Source organism: Thermogutta terrifontis, assembly GCF_002277955.1.
Classification (GTDB): Bacteria; Planctomycetota; Planctomycetia; order Pirellulales; family Thermoguttaceae; genus Thermogutta; species Thermogutta terrifontis.
On sequence record NZ_CP018477.1, the window covers coordinates 860,079 to 885,884 of the forward strand.

At 58.9% G+C, this 25,806-nt stretch carries 15 protein-coding genes; 9 read left to right on the forward strand and 6 right to left on the reverse strand.

Annotated elements, in window-relative coordinates:
* Positions 1-126 precede the first annotated feature (126 nt).
* Entirely contained in the window at positions 127-1,470 is a 1,344-nt protein-coding gene (locus tag THTE_RS03140) for a leucine-rich repeat domain-containing protein (RefSeq protein WP_095414071.1), read from the forward strand.
* A gap of 225 nt (positions 1,471-1,695) precedes the next feature.
* Here the strand turns inward: THTE_RS03140 and THTE_RS03145 are convergent, their stop codons facing one another.
* From THTE_RS03145 to THTE_RS03165, 5 genes are all read right to left on the reverse strand, one after another.
* Positions 1,696-2,391: a 3-keto-disaccharide hydrolase gene (locus THTE_RS03145; protein WP_095414072.1), complete on the reverse strand. Its 696-nt coding sequence runs from the start codon at positions 2,389-2,391 to the stop codon at positions 1,696-1,698.
* A gap of 125 nt (positions 2,392-2,516) precedes the next feature.
* Positions 2,517-3,944 (reverse strand): sulfatase, encoded by a 1,428-nt coding sequence (locus THTE_RS03150; RefSeq protein WP_095414073.1) that lies wholly within the window; start codon positions 3,942-3,944, stop codon positions 2,517-2,519.
* 228 nt (positions 3,945-4,172) lie between these two features.
* The gene (locus THTE_RS03155; protein ID WP_095414074.1) at positions 4,173-5,495 is read right to left on the reverse strand and encodes an amidohydrolase family protein; all 1,323 of its coding nucleotides are present in this window, start codon (positions 5,493-5,495) and stop codon (positions 4,173-4,175) included.
* A gap of 75 nt (positions 5,496-5,570) precedes the next feature.
* Positions 5,571-7,865: an ABC transporter permease subunit/CPBP intramembrane protease gene (locus tag THTE_RS03160; RefSeq protein ID WP_095414075.1), complete on the reverse strand. Its 2,295-nt coding sequence runs from the start codon at positions 7,863-7,865 to the stop codon at positions 5,571-5,573.
* Positions 7,862-8,725, reverse strand: coding sequence for an ABC transporter ATP-binding protein (locus THTE_RS03165; protein ID WP_095414076.1), 864 nt, complete (start codon positions 8,723-8,725; stop codon positions 7,862-7,864). The genes THTE_RS03160 and THTE_RS03165 overlap by 4 nt, the downstream gene beginning before the upstream one ends.
* A gap of 537 nt (positions 8,726-9,262) precedes the next feature.
* On the opposite strand from THTE_RS03165, the gene THTE_RS03170 reads away from it, so the two are divergent.
* From THTE_RS03170 to THTE_RS03195, 6 genes are all read left to right on the forward strand, one after another.
* Complete coding sequence (locus tag THTE_RS03170) at positions 9,263-13,006, forward strand: mechanosensitive ion channel domain-containing protein (RefSeq protein ID WP_095414077.1); 3,744 nt, start codon at positions 9,263-9,265, stop codon at positions 13,004-13,006.
* A 926-nt stretch (positions 13,007-13,932) separates the two neighbouring features.
* Entirely contained in the window at positions 13,933-14,985 is a 1,053-nt protein-coding gene (locus THTE_RS03175) for a glycoside hydrolase family 5 protein (protein WP_095414078.1), read from the forward strand.
* Positions 14,986-15,222: 237 nt separating this feature from the next.
* Positions 15,223-16,593, forward strand: coding sequence for a Gfo/Idh/MocA family protein (locus tag THTE_RS03180; RefSeq protein WP_095414079.1), 1,371 nt, complete (start codon positions 15,223-15,225; stop codon positions 16,591-16,593).
* Positions 16,594-17,640: 1,047 nt separating this feature from the next.
* Positions 17,641-18,711 carry an aldo/keto reductase gene (locus THTE_RS03185; RefSeq protein ID WP_157731666.1) on the forward strand — a complete coding sequence of 357 codons (1,071 nt, stop codon included), beginning with the start codon at positions 17,641-17,643 and terminating at the stop codon, positions 18,709-18,711.
* 253 nt (positions 18,712-18,964) lie between these two features.
* Complete coding sequence (locus tag THTE_RS03190) at positions 18,965-19,651, forward strand: cytochrome c3 family protein (protein WP_095414081.1); 687 nt, start codon at positions 18,965-18,967, stop codon at positions 19,649-19,651.
* Positions 19,652-19,822: 171 nt separating this feature from the next.
* Complete coding sequence (locus THTE_RS03195; protein ID WP_095414082.1) at positions 19,823-20,734, forward strand: ThuA domain-containing protein; 912 nt, start codon at positions 19,823-19,825, stop codon at positions 20,732-20,734.
* Positions 20,735-20,963: 229 nt separating this feature from the next.
* On the opposite strand, the gene THTE_RS03205 is transcribed toward THTE_RS03195, so the two are convergent.
* On the reverse strand, positions 20,964-22,484 hold the full coding sequence (locus THTE_RS03205; protein ID WP_207651767.1) for a sulfatase: 1,521 nt from the start codon (positions 22,482-22,484) through the stop codon (positions 20,964-20,966).
* Between the two features lie 277 nt (positions 22,485-22,761).
* Between THTE_RS03205 and THTE_RS03210 the strand changes: the two genes are divergently transcribed.
* Both THTE_RS03210 and argB read left to right on the forward strand, forming a co-directional pair.
* The gene (locus tag THTE_RS03210) at positions 22,762-24,225 is read left to right on the forward strand and encodes an MATE family efflux transporter (protein ID WP_095414085.1); all 1,464 of its coding nucleotides are present in this window, start codon (positions 22,762-22,764) and stop codon (positions 24,223-24,225) included.
* A 466-nt stretch (positions 24,226-24,691) separates the two neighbouring features.
* Positions 24,692-25,600 (forward strand): acetylglutamate kinase, encoded by a 909-nt coding sequence (argB, locus tag THTE_RS03215; RefSeq protein WP_095414086.1) that lies wholly within the window; start codon positions 24,692-24,694, stop codon positions 25,598-25,600.
* Positions 25,601-25,806 lie beyond the last annotated feature (206 nt).

Here is a 25,806-nt window from a genome sequence, read left to right on the forward strand (position 1 = left end):
CTTGTCTTCCCCCGGGTTGGCGAACACCAACTGGCCGTGGTAGCGTAATGGTGTTATCAGTATCGGCATGCCAAATTTGTGTCGTGAGCGCTAGAACTAATTGGCATTTGCGATGGGAGAGGCTCAATGCGTGTACTTGCAAGACTTGCCTGTGTTTTGGTGGTTGCCCTGGCATGTGCAGGATGTCCTAAGCCGCAGCCGGCCCCGCAAAGTAGTGAAGAGCCCAAACAACCGGTTGCCAAGGAACCCAAGCCGACGCAGCCGACTGTTAGTATTGACCCGGCCCTTGTTAAGAAACTGGAAGAGCGAGTAACCGAGCTAAATGGCAAGCTTGAGCGAGACGCGAACGGCAATCCGCTAGCCGTGGACCTCTTCCAGCGGCAGACGACCGATCAGGACCTGGCCCTGATCGCGCAGATCCCGACCATCCAGCGGCTGAGCTTGTGGGGCGCCGACATCACGGACGCAGGTATCCAGGAGTTGACGAAGCTCCCCAACCTTCAGGTGCTCGTTCTGGAGAATACCAGCATCACCAACGACGGAATGAAGTTCCTGGGGCAGATCAAGAGTTTGCGGTCGCTCAATTTACGGCGGAGCACCAATTTGACAGACGATGGTCTCCAGCATCTGGTGACGCTGGAAAATCTTCAGGAATTGGCGCTGCTGTACAACAATTTTTCCGATGCCGGGATGAAATGGGTGGGACAGCTCAAGAAGCTCCGCAACCTGGACCTGCGGGGATGTGTCATGATCACGGATGCGGGCCTCGAACAACTGAAGGACCTGAAAGAATTGCGGGCCCTTAAGTTGCGGAACCAACCCAGCGTTACCGATGCGGGCATCGCCACAATCGCCCAGTTGACCAATTTGAAAGACCTCGCTTTGGAAGATGCCGGGATTACCGACGCCGGCGTGAAGCAGCTTGCATCGCTCACCAATCTGGAGGCACTCAACCTCATGCGGTGTTACGGGGTGACGGATGATGGGATTGCCTTGCTCAAGCCGCTCACCAAATTGCAGCGCCTTTTCCTGCGGGGACTTTACATCTCCGGCCATGGACTGAAGGCGCTCACCGATACACAGAATCTCCAGGAACTGGATCTGGCGGAAACGCAGGCGGACGACACCACTGCTGAGGCCCTGCTCAATTTTCCCAACTTGAAGGTTCTGGATCTCTGGCATACCCAGATCACCGATGCCGGCCTGGCCCATCTCGGCAAGCTCAAGCAACTGGAAGAACTGGTCCTGGACGGAACACGCATCACCAGTGCCGGGCTGGCCCACCTGAGCAATCTGACACAACTCCGCACGCTCTCACTCAAAGAGTGTGATGACATCACAGACGAGGCCGTGCCTCATCTCGCGAAGCTGGCGTCCCTCAAAAAGTTGTCGCTCCAGCAGAGCGGCTTGAGTGAAGGCGGAATCAATCAGCTTCGGGAAAAATTGACCGGCTGCACGGTCGAATTCTGATCCAAGGACTCCGAAAACGCGAAGAGGCATCCCGCACGAATTTACGCAAAGCGAAGACGTTCAGTCCTGGGGCGACAGGAAAACGAGCAAGCGGGGTGTCGTTAAAACACCCCGCTTGTTTTTTAGTGCCGGGCAATGCAAGGTGGCAGGTGAATGGAGCTTGGCTCAGAAGGGCTCAAGCAAGCGGATGATTTCCGCCATTGGGCCCGGGCCAGGTTTTTTGAATCAGTCGAGCGGCTTGACGCGGATGTTGCGGTAGGCCACCGGACCGTGATTCCCCTGCAGCATGATGGGGCCACGGGGCACTTCCTTGCCTGTCACGCCGCCGGGGGTCTGGGAGGGTAACTCTAGGTTCTCGTGAATGACCTGGCCGTTGAGCACCACTTTCACCAGCTTGCCGTTGGCGGTTTTCTTGCCCGTCGCGTCAAAACGCGGGGCGCGGTACTCGATGACGTACTTTTGCCACTCGCCAGGTTGCTTGGAAGCATTCACCTTGGGAACGGCAATGCTGTAGAGCGCGCCCATGTCTCCCATGCCCAGCTTTTCCTTGCCGTAGCTATCGAGGACCTGAATCTCATACTCGCCCATAACGTAGATGCCGGAGTTTGAACCCTTCGGGACCATCACTTCAATCTCGATGATGGCATCGCCGAAGGTCTGCTCGGTGTAGATGTCCACGCCATGAGAACCGACGTTCACGAGTTCTTCCCCACCGGGTTTGCAGATGAGGGCGCGGGGATCATTCGGATCGACGGCCGCCGTTCCCACCTGCCATTTGCTTTGCTCGGGGCTTCCCTTGAGCTTCCAGCCCGGTAGACCCGGCTTGATCGGAATGGTGATCCAACCGTCTTCTGCAACCGCCGAGGCGGCCATTCCCGTCACCAGAACACCACACACCAGCCAACACGCGGACTTCCTCATGGTGCCATCTCCTTGTTAGAGGACCGACAACCAACACGTCCCATGGCCCCACAGCCAATGGGACTGATCACGTTCGAGGATTGACAAATCTCGATTGTTCGGCGGGATTCCTGTTATCAGGGAAGTTATTCCGGTTGGTAATCGGGATTTGGGGTTGGTAGCTGGGCATCGACCTCTTTCAACCATTTTTCCAGGACCGCCCGGAGCTGAGCAGCCTTTTGCGGGAAACGGTCAGTGAGGTCCTGTGATTCCTGGGGATCGTCCTTGAGATTGTACAGCTCTCCATGATTATCCTCATAGAAGTGGATGTATTTCCAGTCACCGTGCCGCACCGCACTGTAGGGAGTAGCGCCGCCCGGATGGTAGTGCGGATAGTGCCAGAAGAGGGCGCGATCAGGCAACGACCCCTCGCCGCGAAGCACATTGGCTACGCTCATGCCGTCGGAATGGTGCGAAGGATCGTCGGCGAGGCCGAGCATGTCGAGAACGGTGGGATAGAGATCGATCGTCATGATCGGTTGATGGGAAACGCTCCCTGGAGCGGTCACCCCAGGCCACCGAATGATCCAGGGAACGCGGACGCCACCCTCATAAGCCGATCCTTTTCCGGCCCGCAGGCCGATGTTGTGGGTCACTGGCCGTTTCTGGCACGCGGGCAGAACCAGTCCACCGTTGTCGGACGTGAAGATGACGATCGTTCGTTCGGTCAGTTGCAGACTATCGAGAGTTTCGAGAATTCGGCCGACGCTTTGGTCCAAACTGTGAATCATGGCGGCATAGACCGGGCATTGCTGACCGTTCAGGTTGTCTCCCCGGGCGTTAGCTTCTGCGAGCTTCTTTTCGTAATAGCGAACAAGCTGTTCCTTGGCCTGAAGCGGCGTATGCACGGCATAATGAGCAAAGTACAGGAAAAAGGGCTTTCCCTTGTTGGCGGTAATGAACTTCATGGCTTCATCGGTGAGGCGATCGGTGAGATATTCCCCCTCGTGACCGCCCTCCAGCGGAACGCGGCGGTCTGCTTTTCCGTACGGCCAGAAGTAACTGCCGGGCGACCCCCACTGCGTTCCCCCGATATTCAAATCAAACCCCTGATGCTGGGGAAAGTAGGGCGGATCCCCCAGGTGCCATTTTCCCACGTGGGCTGTGGCGTAACCCGCTTCATGAAGTCTTTCCGCCAGGGTGAGCTCTTCGAGGGGAAGGTACATTCTCCAATCGGGAATGCGGAGTTTTGCCCGTGGTCGCACATGACCGGGGATCCAGTCGGTGAGGTGCAAGCGTGCCGGATACTTCCCGGTCAAAAGAGCTGCCCGAGTGGGTGAACACACCGTACATGCGGCATAGCCCTGGGTAAAGCGCATTCCCTGCGAGGCAAGGCGATCGATGTGGGGAGTTTCGTAAAATCGGCTGCCGGTACATCCGAGATCAGTGGCTCCCAGGTCATCCACCAGAATGACCACCACGTTCCACGGTTTTTGTGGCGGTTCTTTGGCCAGGGCGGTACCACTCAAGGCAAGTAGCAACCCCAGCCCCACAGCTCTTTTCAGCCCAGACATGGCAAAACCTCCCCGAGGATGTCGCAAGGTTAGCCAGGGCGAGTCAACGTGTTTTCGCCCCCATTATAAACGGCGATGGCGGCGAAAGCACCGTGGCGGAAGGAGTAAGCAAGAACTGGCTTCTCTTTCCAAGAGGAGTGATTTCCGAAAGAGTATCATCCTGATCACCTGGGGGCTGCACACCGCCGCGGGCGATACACTGCTCCGCTCTTTGACAAGAGCGAGGGGCTAATTTTCGTTGTCCGCGGAGTACGCCAGTTGGCCGTCGATCCACACGGCCCGAACGGTCGCCTGGGGAGCGAGCACGGCTTCCACAGGGTCTCTTTCGTCGATCCGATCCTCCAATTTCACGACCGTGATTTGGGCGGAAGCCCCGTCGCGCAGATATCCCCACCCTTGCCATCCCAGCACCTTTGCTGGTTGAGATGTTGCCATGGCAAGGACTTGCCCAGCAGGCAAGTGGGGAAAGAGCTCGCGTACAGTTTGCAGCTCCCGCAAGATACTCAGGTCCGGATTGGTCGCGCGACTGTCCGTCCCGAGAATCACGGGAATCCCGGCCGCGAGGTATTCGTCGAGGGGATACCCCGCATGGCCGAAGCGGCGGTAGGTTCGCGGACAGAACACCACCGCAACCCGCCGGGCCGATCGCTGGAGCAAACTCCGCTCAAGCGATGTCAGATGATTCCCGTGGACGATGAGAAGGGGAGAACTCTCGGAAAGGATGGCGATATACTCGGCCCAACTCGTACCGCTTCCGAAAAGAGACCGGGTATTGATCCCCAGATCAGCGAACATCTTATGAAATGGGCCCGTCTGATGTTGGAGAAGCTCTTGTTCTTCTGCGGTCTCTGCAAGGTGGATGGCCACTGGAAGAGCCCGAGCGTTGGCGTATGAAACGAGTTGCCGCAACACGGTAGGCGGGACGGTGTATGGCGCATGGGGACTGATTCCCGCATCCAGTCCCAGCAGCGTACATGCCCAGCGATGCAGATCGAGTCGGGAAATGAGTTCCCCTACCGTATCTTCTCGCACGGCGATGCATTCCAGGAGGCTGAGCACGCGCGGACGTGGCCCTGAAGGCAAGCGTCGGTCGGGGAGGAATGTTTCCACCCACCACGCAGGCCAGCCAGGCTGCGCGATATCAACAATCCCGCACGCACCGCCTGCCACGCATTCTTCGATTCCACGGGAGATGGCCTCCGCCGGACGATAGTCTGCCGATCGACGGAACGCGACAACGGTGGGAATCCATTCCCACAGGGATTGCCCTTCTTTAAAACCTCTGTTCCAGCCGCTCAGCTCCAGATGGGTGTGGGCATTGATCAGTCCGGGTAGGATCGCGCAGCCGGGATAGGTGTGCTCTTCGACGACGATGTCGGCATGTTCCGGCAGGCTGGCCCGCAATTTGTCCACCACACGAGCAGAAGAGGAATCCTCTCCCACGGCCAGCACGCGGTCCCGGTACAACAGGACACTGCCAAACCGGCGAGGCGATTCTCCGGGAGAAATGACCCAGTCAGCGGATAGTCGATAAAGTCGGAACTCGAGCATCACTTCCGTGGTGGGAGTCGTGTCGGTATTGCCTTAAGGTCCGCAACCTGTTCTGAACGAGTTTCCGGACCGACCTCAGTCGGCGTCATGCTCGGGGGTCGGCCGATCTGGCGAGTGCGGGATCATCCAGGAGACGATCAGTCCGGCGGCGAGAATGCCGGCGGCCACGATCGGCCCATGAAACATCAGTCCGTCCTCCGTCCAACTGGCCAGGGATTCCAGCCAGGGATGCTGCCGGTAGACCTCGGCCGTGATCGATCCCAGAACCAGCCCCAGGCCATTGTGCATTGCATGGTACACCACACAGGGATAAAGGCTGCCGGTGCGGAGGGCAAGCATTCCCAGGACCAATCCGGCAACGAATGCCACCACCGACTGCTGCATGAGGGCGTGAGTGAGGGCGAAAAACACGGCGGAGTACACGACGGCTTCCAGAGGCCGCAAACCGCTCCGAAAGCCGGAGAGCACGAATCCTCGGAAGGCGAGTTCCTCGCACACGGCCGGTACGAGAGCCATCACGAACAGCAGGGTAGGCCAGTCCGGCACGCTTGTGGAGAGTTGCTTGAGGTACTCCGCGATGGCCGGATCGAGAGGGTACAGCTTTGTCACCCAGAGTTTGAATGTGCTGAATGCGGGACACAGAGCAACGGCCAGCAATGCGGCACCCAAAACGTGTCGCCAACGTGGCCAGCGAAGGAGCAGTGTCTCGCGCGGCCGGTCCACAAACAGTCCCGTCATCACCCCCACCGGCAGGAGGACCACAACCAACTGCGTGATGAGCGCCTGTTGCATGAAACTGAGTGTCAGCGAAGTCCGGGCGAGAGCTTGTGTCAGCACAAAACGAACCAGCAGAATGCTGACCCCGCACAAAAGTGCCAGTGCCGGGGTTGGGACGGAACGCCGGCGTGTGGCGTATCGCAGCCAGGCAGTGAGATCAAATCGCTCACTCTCCCGGAAGAGCACTTGTTCTCGATTGAACTGCTGAACAGACCAGCGGAGCATGAGAAGGCATCCGCCCAGAGTGACCGCGGTCACCGGCGCGACGAAGCGGAGGGCCTCGGCGATTTGCCCTTCGATGAGTGTCTTCAGCAGCAAGACCAGGCCCGCAATCGGAATAAGGGCCGTGCCCAGGTCCAGCTCAAGGCCTCGCGCCATGGGGAGGCCGACGAGCGGTAACGTCACAAAAAGCAGCGGCATCAGATAGTACTGGCCCTCTTTTGTGCTGCGTGCAAATGCGGCGATGCCCAACGCCAAGCAACTAAATGCGGCTGAAGTCGGCAACAGGGCCAGTCCCAGCCACAAGACCGAGGACAATGGGGGCGCGGAAAACTGCGGCAGGTTGCCGAACGCCAGCCACCCTGTCAGCCCCATGCTGACCAGGTTGAGGACCGCGGTCGCCATGCTGAAAACCGTGATGGCCGCCAGCTTGCCGAGGACGATTTCCTTTCGACTGGCGGGGCTGGAAAGAAGCGTTTCCAGCGTTCCGCGTTCTTTCTCTCCGGCACACAGATCCACGGCGGGGTAGAACGAACCGGTAAGAGACCAGATGACCAGCAGGACAGGGAAAATCTTGGCCCAAACGGCAGCCCCCTGAAGCGAGGTCCCCGCCGAGACATCCGCGATTTCGAGGCGGAAGGGGCGCGCGGCCTCGGGCGGCAATTGGGCGGCCGCCAGGTTGGCGATCATCACCTGGGTACTCCATTGCTCCAGGACGCGCTGCAGTCGATTGTAGGCGGTTTGTGATCTTTCCTGCGCGGAAGAGTAATAAATCTGGGGCGACGGAATCGCGGACCGCGCCACAATGACCGGTTGGCCCTTCCCAGGCGGACTCTCGCCGGAGTGACTTAATTCGTCGTGGTCTTTTGACCCGGTACTTTCAAAATGAGTGTCTGCCGGATTCCGAATATCCCCAGGGAAATGCGCCGTCAATTGACGGCGGATCTCTTCCCGAAATCGCGCAAGCTCGCCGGCGAATCCCGGCGGAAAGACCAGGACGGCATCAAAATCCTGCGATGTGATGGCCTCCTTGGCGAGGGTTTCCCAGCCCTCGGGCGCTCTGGGAAGACCGTGATCCTCGGGTTCCTCGCGGAAAAACGCAAGCTCCAAAAGGCGGGCTTCCGCGGGACTGGCGAAAAACATTTCACAAAAGCGATTGTTTTCAAACAGCGGTGGATCGAGCGGTTCCCGAGCGCCGATGACCAGAATCCGACTGGGCTTTTCGCCCATGAACTGGGCAATTTGAAAGAAGCTCAAACCCAGGAGCGGATAGAGGAACACCGGGAGCACCGCCACCATGAAGATCGTCCGGCGATCACGCAACTGATCGCGGATTTCGCGGGCGAAGATGATGCGAACGTTACGCCACGTCATGTCGGACGGTTGAGTGCGGGTGATCCTGTGTGAGTGTCGTGTTCAGTTCCCACCGTGTTGCGATCGCACGGCTCGCGGCGACTTTCTTGATGGGCCACTGTCGGCTGGCCGTTTTCCAGTTCGACCTGGGTGATCAGGCGGAAGAAAAGCTCTTCCAGATCGTGCTCGCGGTACTCTTCGCGAAGTTCCGGCAATGTCCCCGCCGCCAGAATCTTTCCGCGATAGAGGATGGCGATGCGGTCACAGAGTTTTTCCGCCTCGCGCATGATATGCGTGGAGAAAATCACGCATTTTCCCTGGTCTCGCAACTCTGCGATGGTTTTGAGCAGCGCTCTTGCCACCAGGACGTCCAATCCGGCAGTCGGTTCATCGAAAATGAGTACGGGTGGATCGTGAATGAGGGCGCGGGCGACGGACACCTTCTGCTTCATCCCGGTGGACATCTTGGCTCCCAGGACATCGCGGATCTCCCACATTCGCAGCCGGTTGAAAAGCTCCTCCATGCGAGCCCGTAACACGTCCCGCGGCAACCCGTAGAGAAGTCCAAAATATTCGACCATCTCCCAGGCCGTCATGCGGTCATACACGGCCGTGTTGACAGACATGAACCCGATCGACCGGCGAACCTCATCGGGCTGTGTTAAGCAATCGTAGCCGTTGACCACGGCCCGGCCGGAGGTCGGCCTCAGCAGCGTGGCGAGGATCCGCAGAGTGGTGGTTTTACCCGCCCCATTGGGGCCTAACAGGCCGAAAACCTCGCCTGGTCGGGCAACGAAACTGAGCCCTTCCAGGGCCACAATCCGCCCCCGACGGAGGTCCTCATAGTGTTTGGCGAGATTTTCCACCACAACGCTGCACATCAAAAACGCTCGTTTTCAGCTTGTTAAAATCATCCGGGAATTTGAGGTGCTCTAAGCCGGCACTCGTGCGGCCTTGTAACATAAACCGCTGAATGTTCGCACATGAAGTCCGTTGGCCACTCTTAAAAGGGGCCATTGGCGGCCCGGCGCAAGCCTGAAGTCGCTGGTCCAGGACTTTTCGCGGTCACTGCCCGCGGCCGGGGCGACTGGCGCAGGCCCACACCCGATCGGTTGCAACCCATCTGAACTTTTCTTTTCGGCTTCAGAAGATTGTACCACGCGAGAACCCAAGCCAGCCGGTGAGAATGTCACCCCGCGAAAAACCGTAAGCGGAAAACCGCATTCCGCGGCCGCCCGACAGACATCGCTGTTACGACTGATTCAGGCTTCGGAACAGCACTGTTTTCACGTGACCGGACACAATGGACCACCAAAAGTGGCATTGTCACCGGGAAACCCAATCTGGACAATGCCGGTCGGTGCTGCCCGACGAATGTGAGCGACGCACGGTCGAGTCGGAGAATTAGGAAAAATAGGATGAGTCAACCTGTTCGCGTCCTTGCAATATTACTTTTTGTGACTTGCGTTCCGGAGGGACTGTCTTTCGCGGTGACGCCGGGCATGGCGTCAGCGGACGACATCGCCGGTGCACAGCCGGACGAGTCGCACAACGGGTATCCCGCGGAGGTGAACCTCCTGGCGCAGTCGCAAGCGCAGCGGATGAATTCTCTTCGCTCGCCGCTTCGAGTCGCCCGTGCGCAAGAACCAGCCGCCACCGCGCAGCCTGATGCAGGGGGAGGCACGCCGCCGCTTTCGCCGGTAACGCCTGGAGCCGGGGCGCAGTCACCCGCCGAGCCTTCCGTGCCCGCATTGTCCGCCGAAGACCTTCAGCTTCGGATTCAGCGGATTCAGTCTGATCCCAGTCTGGACGAGGCTCTCAAATCCCAGATTGTCGGAATCTATGAGCGCGCCCTCCAGGAACTTGCGGCGGCTGACAAGGCCAGAGCTCGCGCGGAGCAATTTCGCCAGCAGCGGGAGTCCATTACCCAGGAAATTAAAAAGCTGGAAGCAGAGCTTGCTTCCCTGGAAGCAGCCGCGGGCACTGTCAATGCGGACGACCTGTCGCTGGAAGACATTCAGAAAGCGGCCCAGGAGGCCGAGGAACGGCTCAATGCGGCGCGGAGTGCCCGTGACTCCGTTGAGGCGGAGGTGACCCGACGTAACTCCTCGCGACAGTCCGCCAAGCAGAGGGCCGACGCGGCGCAGAAACGGATCGAGGCTGCCCGGCAAGCGCTGGCGGCGCCCCCCAAGGCGGATCAGATCCCCGCCCTGGCGGAAGCGGAACGCATCCTGCATCAGGCGGAATGGGAATCGGCACGCCGGGAAGCCGAGGCCAGCAAGGAAGAACTCGCCTATTACGACAAGGCCGACGAAGCCCTCCTCCCTTTGCAGAGACGTGTGGCGGCGCAGCGGTTGCGTGTGGCGGAAGGCGAATTCCAGCAGTGGCAGCAGATCCTGGCTCAGCGGCGTCAGGCCGAGGCGGTCTCTCGCGCGGAAAAAGCCAAACAAAGGCGGGAGCAGCTTCCGCCCGCTCTCCGCACGGTGGCTGAACAGGTGGAAAAATCGGCTGCCGAAGTGGCTCAACTCACGGCGAAGGTTAATTCCGTATCGGCTGAACTCACCCGGGCCAATCAGCAACTGGAAGAGCTTAAGCAGCAATTTCAGACCACCAGGGACCGGATGGGTGTCGTGGGGATGACGGGGGCACTGGGACTTTGGTTGCGTGCGCAGCGGGCGAAACTCCCCGACACTTACACCCTCTGGCAGAGAATTCGCAAGCGTCAGGAAGACATTCGCCAGGCCCAGTGGAACCTGCTGGAATTGAGCGATCGGCACGCGCAGGCACCGCCACTCGAGGAAGAAATCGCACGCTGGCGAAGTCGCCTGATGGGTGAGGATCTTGATCATCATCCGGAGTGGGAGGAAGTCCTCCGGGAGCTGCTCACGGAGTCTTATTCACTGCTCGAACAGCAGGTCAAACTCTACAATCGCTGGCTCAATGACCTGGTGGATTTAGACAACACGGAGAGGGCGACCATCCGGCTGATCGAAGAGTACCGCCGGTTTATCGACGAGCACATTCTGTGGATCCCCAACACCCCCGCCTTTGAACCATCACAGTGGTCTGAGCATTTCCGCCTCACGCTGGGTGTGATCAACACGCTGGTTGGGGTCGAAACATGGTCTGAAATTGGGGGAATTATTGAGCGGGATGTGGTCAATAACCCCAGTCTGTGGATGTCCACCGTTTTGCTCTTATTGATTTGGGGTCTGCTTCTTTTCCGATTGAGAAAAATTCTGCCCGATCTAGCCGCCCGAGTCAGCCGAGGAGCCTTCTACGGATTCTGGCCAACGCTCCACGCGGTAGCCATTACAGTGGCGGAAACGCTCTGGCTCCCCTCGGCTCTTTTCTTTTTGGCGTGGCGGCTGGTGTCGCCTTTGGAAAGCACTTCGTTGAGTTTGGTCATTGCGGCGGGGCTGCGCTCGGTGGCTGAGTTCTTGCTGGTCTTCGATGGGTTGCGTCGGGTCGCGGCCGCCGGCGGTTTGGGGGAAGCTCACTTCGGCTGGCCACCGAATCTCGCGACGGCCCTCCGCCGTCAACTCCGCTGGTTCATCTTCCTGGGAGTGGTTGTCACGTATTTCTGCGCAGCCATTCATGCCAGTAATGACCAGCGGTGGGAAGCCGGCCCAGGGCGTTTGGCCTTCCTGGCGATGATGGCTCTTTATGCGGTGATGGCGGCGATCCTCTTCCGCCCGCGGGGGTCCGTCTGGGAAGCGGTGCGCATTCACAACGACAGAGGATGGTTCTATCGAGGACGGACGGTCTGGTGGCTTGCCGGGGTGGGAACCCCAATTGTTCTGGCCGTGCTTTCTTTGCTTGGCTACAGCTACACGGCCATCGAGCTGGCCCAGCGATTCCGAGAGACGATCATCCTGCCGTTAGGACTGGGCGTCTTGGAAGAGCTCTTCAACCGCTGGCTTGTTGTTCGCAAGCAGCGGATTGGCCTCAATCGTGCCCGGCAAAAACGTATGATGGAAGCTCAGAGTACTGAAGCTGCCACGGAGAGCGGCGGGGTCGTGGCGCCACCCGCGGAATCCGAGCCCGATCTTTCCTTGGTCGGTTCCCAAACGCGGCGACTGTTCGGCACGCTTCAGGTCGTGCTCGCGGTGTTCCTGCTGTGGTGGATCTGGGCAGACGTTCTGCCGGCCCTGGGAATGTTACGGCAGGTGCGATTGTGGGGGGGAACTCCGGCGGCAGTCTCCGCGGCGGAAGCGACATCGGCTGCACCTGTGGGGACTGTGTCGGTCCAGGAGGGGGCTCAAGCGGCAACCCTGCCGGTTCCGGTAAGGGCGGTCACTCTGGCGGATGTGCTCCTGGCCGTTGTCACGCTTGTGATTGGTGCGATGTTCGCGAAGAATATCGCGGGTCTTATGGAGATTGTGCTTCCGCAGAGATTGCCCGTCGATCCGGGTCTACGCTATGCCCTGCACACGGTGGCATCGTATCTAGTCATCGGAGTGGCCATTATCTTGGCCTGTGGACGCCTGGGGTTGCAGTGGTCGCAGGCCCAGTGGTTGGTGGCGGCTCTGGGTGTCGGGTTGGGATTCGGATTGCAAGAAATCTTCGCAAATTTTGTCTCCGGTCTCATTATTCTCTTTGAAAGACCGATTAGGGTGGGCGATTTGGTCACGGTGGGCGAGTTTTCGGGAGTCGTCACAAAAATCCGCATCCGCGCAACGACAATCCTCAATTTTGAGCGTCGCGAACTGATCATTCCCAATAAGGAGTTCATCACGGGAAAAGTCATCAACTGGACGTTGAGTGATCGCACCAATCGCGTCGAAGTAGCTGTGCGTGTGGCGTATGGAACCGATCCCGATCGGGTGATCTCGCTGCTTCTCGATGTCGCCAAAAACCATCCTCATGTCATGTCAGATCCGGCGCCCGTTGTACTGTTTGAGGGATTTGGCGATAGCTCGCTCAATTTCCGGCTCTTTGCGTATGTGGCGAATTATGACAATCGTCTGACGGTGATTAACGGGCTCCATGCCGCGGTGTACCGCCGGTTGACGGAAGAGGGTATCTCGATCCCCTTCCCGCAGCGGGACATCCACATTTATTACACAGAACAACCGCGATCCAATCAGTCCAGCGGAGCAGGCGAAGCGTCCTCTTCTCCCGAATCACAGATTCCCCCTCAGGATAAAGGCCCCATTTGACGTGGATATTGCCCGGACTTTGAGGACCCGGTTCCACTCAAGGCTGAATCTTCACTAGGACGCATATGTCAGGTCCGTCGGGGTTTCTTCACGTTTTGCCGCGACCACGAAAGCGTTCCGCTGTTTGGGGAATTCATAAATCGCCCCTACAACGCCGGAGGGACCTGCTTGTCAGGTCCGCCGCTTAACGTTGGATCGTCGATTCCCTTTTGCCGGGGACTGAAGTCCCGCGCCGAAAGCGGGGCTAAAGCCCCGCACTCCATATGGAGTGCGGCGATTTATCGCCGCTTTTTAGTGAAGGCTTTAGCCTTCACCACCTTGCCGTCGGCCCGGATGGCACGACGACGACCCATCGGGGGTGGAACCCGACCCTCCAATCCACACAATGGAGGGACCTTGCTTGTCGGGTCCGATCAACACCGCTCGATGACCCATCGCCCTTCGCCGGGCACGACAAGCGTGCCCCTCCGAGCCTTCCGAGGGCCTGCTTGTCACGTCCGCTTTTTGGCTTGCACGCATGACGGGATATAGACGCGGTTTCACCCGGGCCACGGGATTTGGTGGGTGTAATTTAGGTATTGGATATTGGACCGCGCGGTAGCGGCAATTCATAAATCGCCCCTACCAGAATCTGATGACCATGGCCACACTTTATTTCCCGCCACGGCAATTCATCAATCCAGCCAACCGGAATCCCGTTGGCTGGCCCACGCTTCAAGCACCGTGAACGGATTGCCGCTTCAGTCGGCGGTCAGCCAGCCCGGGTTTTGCCCTTCCACCACGCAGTTCTCGTCCAGCCACCGCTTTGGTGATGGGTGAAACCCAAATATGGCCGGTTGCGGCGTCCGCGGTGCTGACACATAATGTCTTTGACTTTGTTAGCTTCCTACTGGTGTCGTAAGGGAAAGAGCAAACGGAGGTGACCGATGTGGCGGCGAGCAACGGTGGTGATGACAACCTGGATGGTCGCTCTCGTTTCGATCGGGTTGGGTGTTTGCCGGGCAGACGGTGCGAACCCCGACGATTGGCCCGACGCCTGGACGCAGGTCAAACGGCTGGGGCGAGGTGTGAATATCATCGGGTATGATCCGCTGTGGCGGGATCGTTCCCGGGCAAGGTTCCGCGAAGAGTTCTTCTCCATGATTCGCAAGGCCGGCTTCCAGCACGTGCGAATCAACCTCCATCCCTTCCGCGATAATCCCAACTACAGTGGCGAAGGTGCGGGATTGCGGCCGGAGTATCTGGAAACACTCGACTGGGCCGTGGATCGGGCTCTTCAGGCGGGGCTCCTGGTGGTTCTGGACTTCCACGAATTCACTGCCATCGGGAAGGACCCTGATCGCCTCAAGGCCCGGTATATGGCGTGCTGGGAAGTGATCGCCGAACGAGAGAAGAATCGGCCGCCGGAGGTGTTGTTTGAGCTTCTCAATGAGCCCAACTCGGCGATGACCCCCGAACTGTGGAACACCTGGGCCAAGGAGGCACTGAGCATCGTTCGGCGTTCCAATCCGAAGCGGACCGTGATCATTGGCCCGGGACAGTGGAACAACATTGCAGCCCTCGACAAACTCGCGCTCCCCGACGATCCGAACATCATCGTAACGGTGCATTATTACAGCCCCTTCGACTTCACGCATCAGGGCGCACCCTGGGCGGGAAAAGCGGACAAGGTCGGCATTCACTGGGGAACCGAACAGGATCGCGAAGCCGTGCGGAAAGACTTTGACCGTGCCCAGGCCTGGGCGGAAAAGCACAAACGGCCGATTTATCTGGGCGAGTTCGGCGTGTACGACAAAGCCCCTCAGGAAGACCGGGTGGCCTGGCTGAGTTTTGTGACCCGAGAGGCGGAACGCCGCGGATGGGCCTGGGCTTACTGGCAGTTTGACGGAGATTTCATCCTCTACGATATTCCCAACAATCGCTGGGTGGAGCAGATCCTGAAGGCCATCATTCCCGATGTCGCGCCAGCAGCGCCTTGACGGTGGGATGGCGTTTGCCTGCTTGTGCGTTTGCACTCTGCAGTTGGGATGTGAGCGATTCTGACGACGTCGCGCGGCAGCCGTTTCTTCCGGCTGTCGTTTTTGTTGCGCAGGCATGGAAAGCATTGCATTCCATGGCTGGAGAGCTTATCTTCAGAGTCGGTTTGTGGCAGCAGAAATGCCCCATTGATACCCGTGATCTTTCCCACATGAGTCTGCATGTTGAAGGAGATGACCATGTCTGCATCGGCACGAAAAGGCGAAGAACGGTCACCGCACACCACGCGGCGCGATTTTCTGGTGACAGGCGGGATGGCGGGAGTTGGTGCGCTGGCGCTGATGGCGCGGGCAGTGCCGGCCGTCCATGCGGCGGAAAGTCACACCATCAGACTGGCGCTCATCGGTTGCGGAGGCCGGGGTTCCGGGGCCGTCAAGGATGCCTTTTCCGTGGCTAACGGTCCCGTGGAACTGTATGCCATGGCCGATATCTTCGAAGACCGGCTGGAGAGCTCGCGCAAAGTGCTTTCCGACATGTATGGTCAGCAGGTTAACGTGGAAGGCCGCTGTTTCGTCGGTTTTGATGCCTACAAGCACGCCATTGATTGCCTGCGACCAGGTGATGTGGCGATGCTAACGGGGTATGCGGCATTTCGGCCCATGCAGCTTGAATACGCCGTGAGCAAAGGCGTGAACGTGTTCATGGAAAAATCGTTCGCCTGCGATCCGGTGGGCGTGCGTCGCGTGATAGCCGCAGGCAAGAAAGCCCAGGAGAAAAACGTCAAGATCGCCGCGGGGCTCCAGTGCCGACATTCGGTCAATCGACATGAATTGATTCGTCGCATCAAAGATGGCGAGCTGGGCGACATCATTTCAGTTCGGGCATATCGCATGGAAGCCGTGGGGCCCCTCGGACCCAAGCCCGCCGATGTTCCCGAACTGTTCTGGCAGATCCGCAATTTCTTCCGATTCTTCTGGGTGTCGGGAGGGCTGTTCAGCGAAATGGATATTCACCAGATCGACGAAATCTGCTGGATTAAAGACGCCTGGCCGGTCCGGGCCCACGGCGTGGGAGGCCGGGCCGTCAACAGCACGGATCGCAGCCAGAATCTCGATTCCTATTTCGCTGAATGGACGTTCCCCGATGGCACACAGGGGATCGACGTCGTGCGGTACGTTCCCAACTGTTACAACCACTTCGCCACGTACATTCACGGCAGCAAGCGGGCGGCGCAGTTTTCTGGGCCGGTGCACGCCGGCATTGTCAGAATCTTCAAGGATCAGAGGATTGACGAGGACAACATCCTCTGGGAGGCTCCCAAGGAGAAGCTGACGCCCTGGCAGGCGGAATGGGCCGACTTCTTTGATTCCATCCGCAATGACAAACCCCACAACGAGGCGGAACGAGCGGCCCTGGCCAACCTGGCGGCCATCATCGGTCGGGCGGCCGTGCACTCGGGCCAGGTCGTCACGTGGGACGAGGCGATGGCCTCCCAGTTCCAGTTTTGCCCCAACATCGATCAGATGACGGCCGAAACACCCCCGCCAATCCAGCCCGATGAGCGAGGATTCTATCCGGTGCCGGTGCCCGGCCAGTGGAAGGAAATCTGACCTCGGCGGGGAAGGTGATTCCAGACGACGGCGGCCTTTTCGGAGGAACCTGCTTGTCAGGTCCGCCGCTTAACGTTGGATCGTCGATTCCCTTTTGCCGGGGACTGAAGTCCCGCGCCGAAAGCGGGGCTAAAGCCCCGCACTCCATATGGAGTGCGGCGATTCATCGCCGCTTTTCGGTGAAGGCTTTAGCCTTCACCACCTTGCCGTCGGCCCGGATGGCACGACGACGACCCATCGGGGGTGGAACCCGACCCTCCAATCCACACAATGGAGGGACCTTGCTTGTCGGGTCGGATCAACACCGCTCGATGACCCATCGCCCTTCGCCGGGCACGACAAGCGTGCCCCTCCGACTTTTCGGAGGCACCTGCTTGTCAGGTCCGCCGCTTAACGTTGGATCATCGATTCCCTTTTGCCGGGGACTGAAGTCCCGGGCCGAAAGCGGGGCTAAAGCCCCGCACTCCATATGGAGTGCGGCGATTCATCGCCGCTTTTTAGTGAAGGCTTTAGCCTTCACAAACTTGCCGTCGGCCCGGATGGCACGACGACCCATCGGGGGTGGAACCCGACCCTCCAATCCACACAATGGAGGGACCTGCTTGTCAGGTCCGATCGACACCGATCGATGACCCATCGCCCTTCGCCGGGCACGACAAGCCTGCCCCTCCGACTTTTCGGAGGCACCTGCTTGTCAGGTCCGCTCTTTGAGTTTTTCGGATCATGGGGGATTGGAGCGCCTGGTTTTACCCGGGCCGCAGGACGCCGCGGAAGGCGTGTCGCCGCGGGCAAACTGGAGGGGCGGTTTCCTCCACCCCGGTTTGCACGGGCAATCACCGCTGGATGTCGCCTCTGCGATTGGTTATCGCCCCCAATGGCCAGAAATCCTTGGTCGGTGTGGTGGGCGGTCTATTGTGCTTGTGAGGGGCAATGGTCCGAAATATATTGGCAGGTGTCGCGAAAGCGGCCGGGGCTTCGCACAGGATTCGATCCGGTGCTTATAGGCACGGGGAAAAACGGTATCTGGGGAAATTCGGGAGGGCTCTCATGGATTCTCGCGAACTTAATCGCCGCGAGTTCGTTCGCATCACGACGACGGCGGCCACGGCTGCCGCGGCAGGCATGGCTGTGGCTTCGGGCTCCGCTGCCCCGGCTGATCGGGGTGATCCCACCAAGACCCGCAGTTACAACGAGAATATGGAATACCGACGACTCGGCCGAACGAATCTATGGCTGTCGGCCATCGGTTTAGGGGGCCACTGGAAGAAGATCCCCTACGAGTACAACACGCCGGAATTCAAGAAGAACCGCCGCGAGGTGATCGCTGCCTGCCTGGATCACGGGATCAACTATGTCGATGCCTGCTGGGATCATGAGGTCATCGCTTACGGGGAAGCAATCAAGGGGCGTCGTGATGAGATTTACTTCGGATACTCCTTTGGTGCCCACGAGAGCCGATTCCCGGAATGGGGCGGATCGCTTCAAAAAATGAAGGAAGGCTTTGAAATGGGGCTTAAGGCGGGTGGTCTCGACTACGTGGATCTGTGGCGAATTACCATGCACGAACAGACCAGCCGCAGTAATACCGAAAAAGAGATCGAGATTGCCATGGAAGCCCTGGAATGGGCGAAACGGACGGGCAAAGCTCGGTTCACCGGCGTGTCCAGCCATGACCGTAACTGGATCACCGAGGCCGTGGCCAAGTACCCACAGTTGGAGGTCATTGTGACACCCTACACGGCCGGAAGCAAACGCGCCCCGCAGGGAAGTATGTTTGAAGCGTTTGAAAAATACGACGTGGGCTTCATCGGGATCAAGCCGTTTGCCAGTGGGGCGGTATTCAAGTCGCGTGGTATGCCCGATTCTCCAACCAAGGAAGAAGATGATCGCCGGGCCAGGCTGGTCCTCCGCTACGTGCTGAGCTGCCCTCAACTGACGACCGCGATCCCTGGTCTCATCACCGTGGATCAGGTGAAAAACGCCGCTCTCGCCATCATCGAACGTCGCAAGGAAGACCTGTCGGCCTCCGAGCAGGCGGAGGTCCAGGAGATTGCCGATCACATGTGGAAAAACCTGCCCCATGACTACGGCTGGCTGCGGCAGTGGGAGTGGGTATAAAGACCAGCGATCGGGAGTCAGTCACGCTCGAGATCGCCCGTCCTCTGAACCATCAGTCCGCGACCCGTCCCTGAGGTGGCGCTTCCGCCGAATGTCAGGTAGCGCGACTTCGGGGTGGATCTTCGGGAGGAGCCGCCGGACTGTGCCGAAATAGCGTGGCCGCAGTAAACAAAATCAGGACAAAATACATTGTCGCTTGATATTGAGAAAACCACGTATTGGGCAAGATGCATATTCTCCGGGAGTCAGTGGAATGAGAAATCTGAGGATCATTGTGTGCGCGGCGGCACTGCTCTTCCTGATTGCAGGTGTTTGGGGATTGCGCAAAGGTGTGGGGCGAGAGACACCGGCGCTGGAAAAGCGGGCAGCTCAGGCCGCTGCGTCATCTACTGCCGGATTGCAAGGGTCAGTGCATGACGAAGGATCAGCAAGGAAGGATAAGGATAACGATAGTAGTTCACAGAAAACGAATGGCAGCACGCCGTCGGAATCCGCCGGTCCCTCAAGCGGCCAGGGGACCCAGATGGTCCTGGTGGAAAACCCCCGGTTCAACCGAGATAAGCCGGTTTTGTTTGACAGCCGACTGGAAACCGACAATTCTTCCTGCATGGTGTGTCACGCCGATTTTGAGGAAGAGCCGATTTCCGCCGTTCATCTGAAGGCCGGCATCACCTGCATGGGATGCCACGGCGACTCGCTTGCCCATCGGGGAGACGAGTTCAATGTTGTCAAGCCCGACGTGATATGGGGTCGGGCGGAGATCGAGCCATTTTGCAAACAGTGTCACCCGCAACACCGGGATCCGACTGGGGTGGAGGCGTACCGGCAAAAGAATCTCGGCAACCGGCGGGAAAATGGCCGGTACGTAAGGAAGGACTCTCCCTGCACCGATTGCCACGGAAAACATGCCATTGTCCCCGCCGAGGGGAACTTCAGATAATCGCAGGCAGGTCCGGGACGACCGCGGAATGTTGCGTGCGGCAGGCGCAGTGTCCCCACGGTTGGCCAGCAGTGCGGACGGCAGTGTGGGGCCAGGAGAAGAACATTCTGAATTTTTCAAGAGAACGGATAGCAACTGACGCTACACAGATCGAGTTGGGGAGGGCTGACCATGCAACGTCGGGAGATGATCAAGCTGGTGTCAAGCGGTTTTCTGGCGATGATGACACGCTCCCTCGCCCGGGCCGAAACGGCACAGCAGAAGAAGAAAGTGCTCTTTTTCACCCGCAACGTCGGTTACTATCACGACATCGTAAAACGGAAGGACCCCAACGAGTTAAGCTTTGCCGAGCAGCGATTCGTGGAAATCGCCGGAGATATGGACGTTGAGGTGGTTTGCACCAAAGACGGGCGAGTGTTCGATCAGGATCTATCCGGGTACGATGCGTTCGCGTTCTATTGCAATGGCGATTTGACCCAGCCGAATGACGCCAATGAGCCTCCCATGAGTGCCACGGGAAAGGAACGGCTTCTGGCGGCTGTTCGTGGAGGAAAAGGATTTTTGGGCTTCCACTCCACATGTGGGTGCTGGCGAACGCCGGGTGACCTTTATGCGAATGCTCCGCGGGAGAAGGTCGATCCGTTTCTGCGGATGTTGGGCGCGGAGTTTCTGGCCCACGGTCCCCAGCAGGAGGCTTCCCTGACACTCGTCTCCCACCGTCTCCCGCCGATCGCGTCTTTAGGCATTGCGGAGGGGGTGGCATTCTACGACGAGTGGTATTCCATGAAAAACTTTAATCCCGACATGCACGTCATCCTTGTGCAGGAAACGCGGTACCTCGAGGGCGATTGCTACCGCCGTCCGCCTTTCCCGTGCACCTGGGCAAGGCGAGAAGGTGAAGGCCACGTGTTCTTCACCTCAATGGGACATACGGAAGACGTGTGGACGAGCCCTATCTTCGCCACCTTCGTGACGGCGGGTCTGAACTGGGTTCTCAAAAATGTCAATGTCGATCTACCTGCCAATTTCTCTCGTGTCACACCTCAGGCCGATGTGCTTCCGGCACCGCCGAGCAAGAAGTGAGTTCATCGCGTTTTGAATAAACGGCTGGAATCGGGAACGTCGCGCAAAAAGCGGGGTCGAACCGATCGAAGCAGGCGATCCGACGAAAAAAGCGGACCTGACGGGCTGGTTTCTTTTAAAAACTGGCGAACGACACTTCTCGTGGAAAAAGACGGAATATCCAACCGCTTGAGCACGGCCACGCTGGTTCTTCTGTGAGTTTGGACCTCCGCTTGACAAGGGAGGTCTGTTAGTCACCCTGCTGAGCCCGTCGTTGGGCCCGCCGAGGTCGGTTCTCCGGTTGCCGAGCTTTTTCAGCCGGTTCCGGCGTGTGCGGAGTGGGCATCGGGGCGTGGATTTCTGCCCGCCATTTCTTCAGCAACTCGTGAAGCTCGGCAGCTTTCTGGGGATTCTGCGAGGCCAGATTCTTTTCCTCGCCGATATCTTCCCGGAGATTGTACAGCTCCAGATGGCCATCTTCGAAAAACTCGAGGAGCTTCCAGTCCCCCAGCCGGATTGCCCCGACAGGTGTTGTCCGCCAGGTGCCCTGACCGGCTCCCAGATAGCCGGGGAAATGCCAGAAGAGCGGCCTTTCCGGGAATGGGGCTTTGTCCCCCTGCTTCAGCAACGGCACGAGGCTCACGCCGTCAAGCACGTAATTGGCGGGCGGCTTTGCGCCGGCCAGTTCGAGGAGCGTCGGATAAATATCGACGCTGTGGATTGGCACGTGGCATTCAGTCCCGGACGGGATGTGGCCCGGCCAGCGGAAAATAAACGGCACGCGGATCCCTCCCTCGTAGAGCATGCCTTTTCCACCGCGAAGGGGCGCGTTATCGGTGATGCTTCCGCCCATGATCCCCAGGCGTTCATAGCCGCCCACACCCCCGTTATCACTGGTGAAGATGACGAGCGTGTTCTCGTCCAGTCCCAGCTCTTTGAGCGTGGCCAGTACCCGTCCCACGCTCTCGTCCACGCTGGCGATCATCGCCGCGTAGACGGGGCTGTTATGACCGCCGGCCGGGGGTTTTCCTTCAAAACGCTTGATGAGCTCGGCTTTCGCCTGATGGGGGGAATGGACGGCAAAATGGTGAAGGCAGAGGAAAAATGGCTCCTTGGCATGGCGGCGAATAAAATCCACGGCCTTGTCCGTCAGGAAGTCTGCCAGATAAGTGCCTTCCGGATAGGAAACCGGCGGATTCGTCGTGAAATTGAAATGCCGTCCCGCCGAAGTAATGGCTTCGTCAAAACCGCGGGCCCTGGGGTGGTGCTCAGTGTCCTCTCCCAGATGCCACTTTCCGAACAAGCCCGTGACATATCCGGCACTCTTGAGGGCCTGCGCCAGCGTGACTTTTTCCAGCGGCAGTTTCTCCACGTTATCGACGGGGCGGAGAGGTCGGGTTCGCCACGCAAACCGTTCGATGCTGCCCACCGTGTACACCCCCGTTCGGGGTCCATATTGCCCACTAATCAGGGCGGCTCGTGTCGGCTGACAGTTAGGACCCGCCGTGTAACCATCGGTGAATTTCATGCCCTCGGCGGCCATGCGGTCGATGTTCGGCGTCTCGTAGTATTTGCTTCCGTAACAGGCCAGATCCGTGTAGCCGAGGTCGTCCGCGAGGATGAAGACGAAATTGGGGCGATTCCCCACTCCGGTTGTAGATTCTCCTCCCCGAACGTTGTAGACACCACCCCAAACTGTGGTGACAATCGCTCCGACGGCGGCAAGGACGAACATCCCTCGGCCGGCTATAATGGGATAGCGATGACTCACCTCTGCATCCTCCTAAATTGCGGCTACTTTTGGCCCCCTTGAGGGGGGCGCTCGATTGGGTCGCCCCGGTCGCGGCCCTTGTTCACGGTTCTTATTGCGCGAGTCTTTGCAAGCGCAGAATCGGGGGCGGGGTTTTGTGAGTTTTCTCCTGCGTGGGTTGTTTGGGAGATCGGAGTGGGACCCTGTCGCGGGCTCCTTTCGTCGTCGATCCAGTCATGTCCGTGTCACACCAGCGTGAGCTGACAAAATATCCAATCCGTCGATAAAAGGGCTGTGTATGCTGAGGCGATGGCGTCGTTGGTGGCTGCAACCCTGTGGTGCCCGGGCGGTTCTTGCTTTGGCGCTACCACTCGTCATCTCGTTCGCATCCTGGACGGTGATGAATTTCACCGACCGGATGTTCCTGGTCTGGTACGACACGTCTGCCGTGGCTGCCGTCCTGCCCGCCGGGATGGTGCAATGGACACTGGTTTCCTTCGCCATGGGATTGGTCAGCTACGTCACGACGTTTGTCGCCCAGTATGAGGGGGCCAAGCGACGCCATCGGATAGGGCCCGTTATCGGACAGGGGCTTTGGCTATCCCTCTTCTTTTTGCCACCCCTCATGCTGACAATTCCGCTTGCCCGGTGGATGTTTCTGGCGGTCGGGCATCCTCCGCATTTGGCGGAACTCGAGGCCCGTTACTATCAGGTGGCGATGCTTTCAGCGGGGGCGATGCTGTTTTCGGCCGTCCAGGCTGGGTTCTTCACGGGCCGGGGGGATACCCGGAGTGTGATGCTCGTCGATACTGCCGCTGCGGTGATCAATCTCGTGCTCGACTACCTGTGGATTTTTGGCAAGCTGGGGTTTCCGGAGGGAGGCTTGGAAGGGGCGGCCTGGGCGAGCACTGTCGCCCAGTGGTTCAAAGTGCTGTGCTATCTTGCGCTGATGTCATCTTCGCGGTATGCTGAGTACCGGCTCGCCGATGCGCGTCGCCTGGAGTGGCCGCTCCTCCGTCGACTGTGGTATTTTGGGGCTCCGAATGGCTGGCAATGGTTTTTGGAAGGGGCTGGGTTCACAGGCTTTTTGCTCCTGGTGGGCCGTCTCGGGGAGGAAGCCACCGCCGCCAGCAATCTCGCCTTTAACGTGAATAGCCTCGCGTTCATTCCCCCGCTGGGACTTTCCATTGCCGTGACGACGCTGGTCGGGCAGGAGCTGGGGGCCAATCGTCCACGGCGGGCAGAACGCGCTGCGTGGACGGCTTTCCAACTGGCCGCCCTCTATACGGGTGTGCTGGCTGTCGCCTATGTTTTCATTCCGGATGTTTTCCTGTTTGCCTATTCAGCGGGAGCCGCAGGGGAAAGTTTTGATGCCCTTCGGCCAACGGTGATTCTGCTCTTGAAATTCGTCGCGGCTTACTGTCTCTTTGATGCCATGAACCTCATTTTTTCGGGGGCTCTTCGCGGGGCAGGGGACACGCGATTCATCCTTCGGGTGGGGGTTCTCATGTGCCCGATCCCCGCCGTGCTCACCTGGCTCGGCACCGAGTGGTTCGGAGCGGGATTGATCTTCTCCTGGGTGGTTCTCACACTTTGGACTTGCGCCCTGGGGTTGATTTACCTCCTTCGCTTTGTCCAGGGACACTGGCGTGAGATGCGGGTCATCGAGCCTGCTGTCATCGAGGATTCCCTCGAGGTGGGAGTGTCTGGTGCGGTGGCTGAGCTGGAGAGCGTCTCCGCCCTGGCGAAGGACGTGGATTGACCGAGATGTGCCAGGGATCGGCAGTGCCTTTCGCAACGCCGACCTTTTTCTGGACCGGTCTGAAAATCGGGCAGTTCGGCGTCGTCTATTCCGGAGGGGCGTGTTTGTCACGTCCGTATTTTCTCGGAGGGACCCGCTTGTCGGGTCCGATCAACACCAATCGATGCCCCATCGCCCTTCACCGGGCACGACAAGCGTGCCCCTCCGAACTTCCGGAGGGACCTGCTTGTCACGTCCGGTTTTTGCCGGTAGGGGCGATTCATGAATCCCCAGACAACTCATCCGGCCCGTGGCGTGTCGTAGCAAAGTAAGGAAAGTCAGCGGGCAGGGGCGTTGACTGCCTTGCGGTCGGCACAGCAAAATAACAATTTTCGGTTCACGTCTGAGAACCGCCCGGCCTGGGCGGTGTCTTTCCTTTTTGGGCGGGTGGATTTCACGTTCTTGGTCACCGGGAGAGGTTCGAACCTTGCAGCAAGCCATTGAAAAAGCGGACGTGCTCATTGAGGCCCTACGCTGGATTCGCACCTTCCGCGGCAAGATCACGGTCATCAAATTGGGCGGAAGTGTGATGGAAGAGCAGCGGGCGATAACCCACCTGCTGCTTGACATCCTTTTTATGGAGACTGTTGGGATGCAGCCCGTGGTGGTGCACGGCGGTGGGGCTGCCATCAGTCGGGCGATGCAAAAGGCCGGCATCCAGCCGCGGTTTGTGCGGGGTCGCCGCTACACGGATGAAGAGACGCTCAAGATTGTGGAGGAGGTCCTGGCCTACGAAATCAATGAGAGCCTCGCGCGCGGCATCGAGGAACTCGGCGGACGCGCCCAGGCGCTCAATTTCCGCACCAAAAATGTTCTTTTTGGCCGGAAGCTCGTGCTTCAGGACGAAAACGGTGAGCCGGTCGATCTGGGCTACGTGGGGGAAGTGACGCGTGTCGATGCGGACACCATCAAGGAATTGTGCAACCAGGGAGTGGTGCCCGTCATACCGTCGATGTGCCTGGCTGACGATGGCAGCGGGGTGAAGCTGAATGTTAACGCCGATACGGCGGCCACGGCGGTTGCCCAGGCAGTCAAGGCCGAAAAGCTTGTTTTCCTCAGCGATGTGAACGGTGTTCGGCTTCGCAAGGATGACCCCAATTCGCTCATTCACTCGTTGACGGCCGAGCAAGCCCGCGAACTCATCCGCCAGGGAGTGATCGACGCGGGAATGATTCCCAAGGTGGAGGCCTGCCTGGAAACTCTCAAGCACGGCGTGAACAAGATTCACATCATTGATGGCCGCCTGCGTCATTCCCTCTTGCTGGAAGTTTACACCACCAAGGGTGTGGGCACGGAGATCATTCGCGATGGGGCGACGCCCTCTAACGGTGCGTGAGGGGCATGTTCCGCCAAGAATAGCAAACTTTTTGCCATGGTGGGATTGTTTGTTCTTCACGGAGGATGCCTCGGGAGTTTTATTTGCAGCGGTGATTTGAGGAGGTGACGGCCAGCAAGGCCAGTAAATCTTGTGCACGTGTTGGCTTTGGTTGAAAGTTTAGTTTTTTCGGCGGCCCAGGAACGTCTGATTCGGTCGGAGAAGGA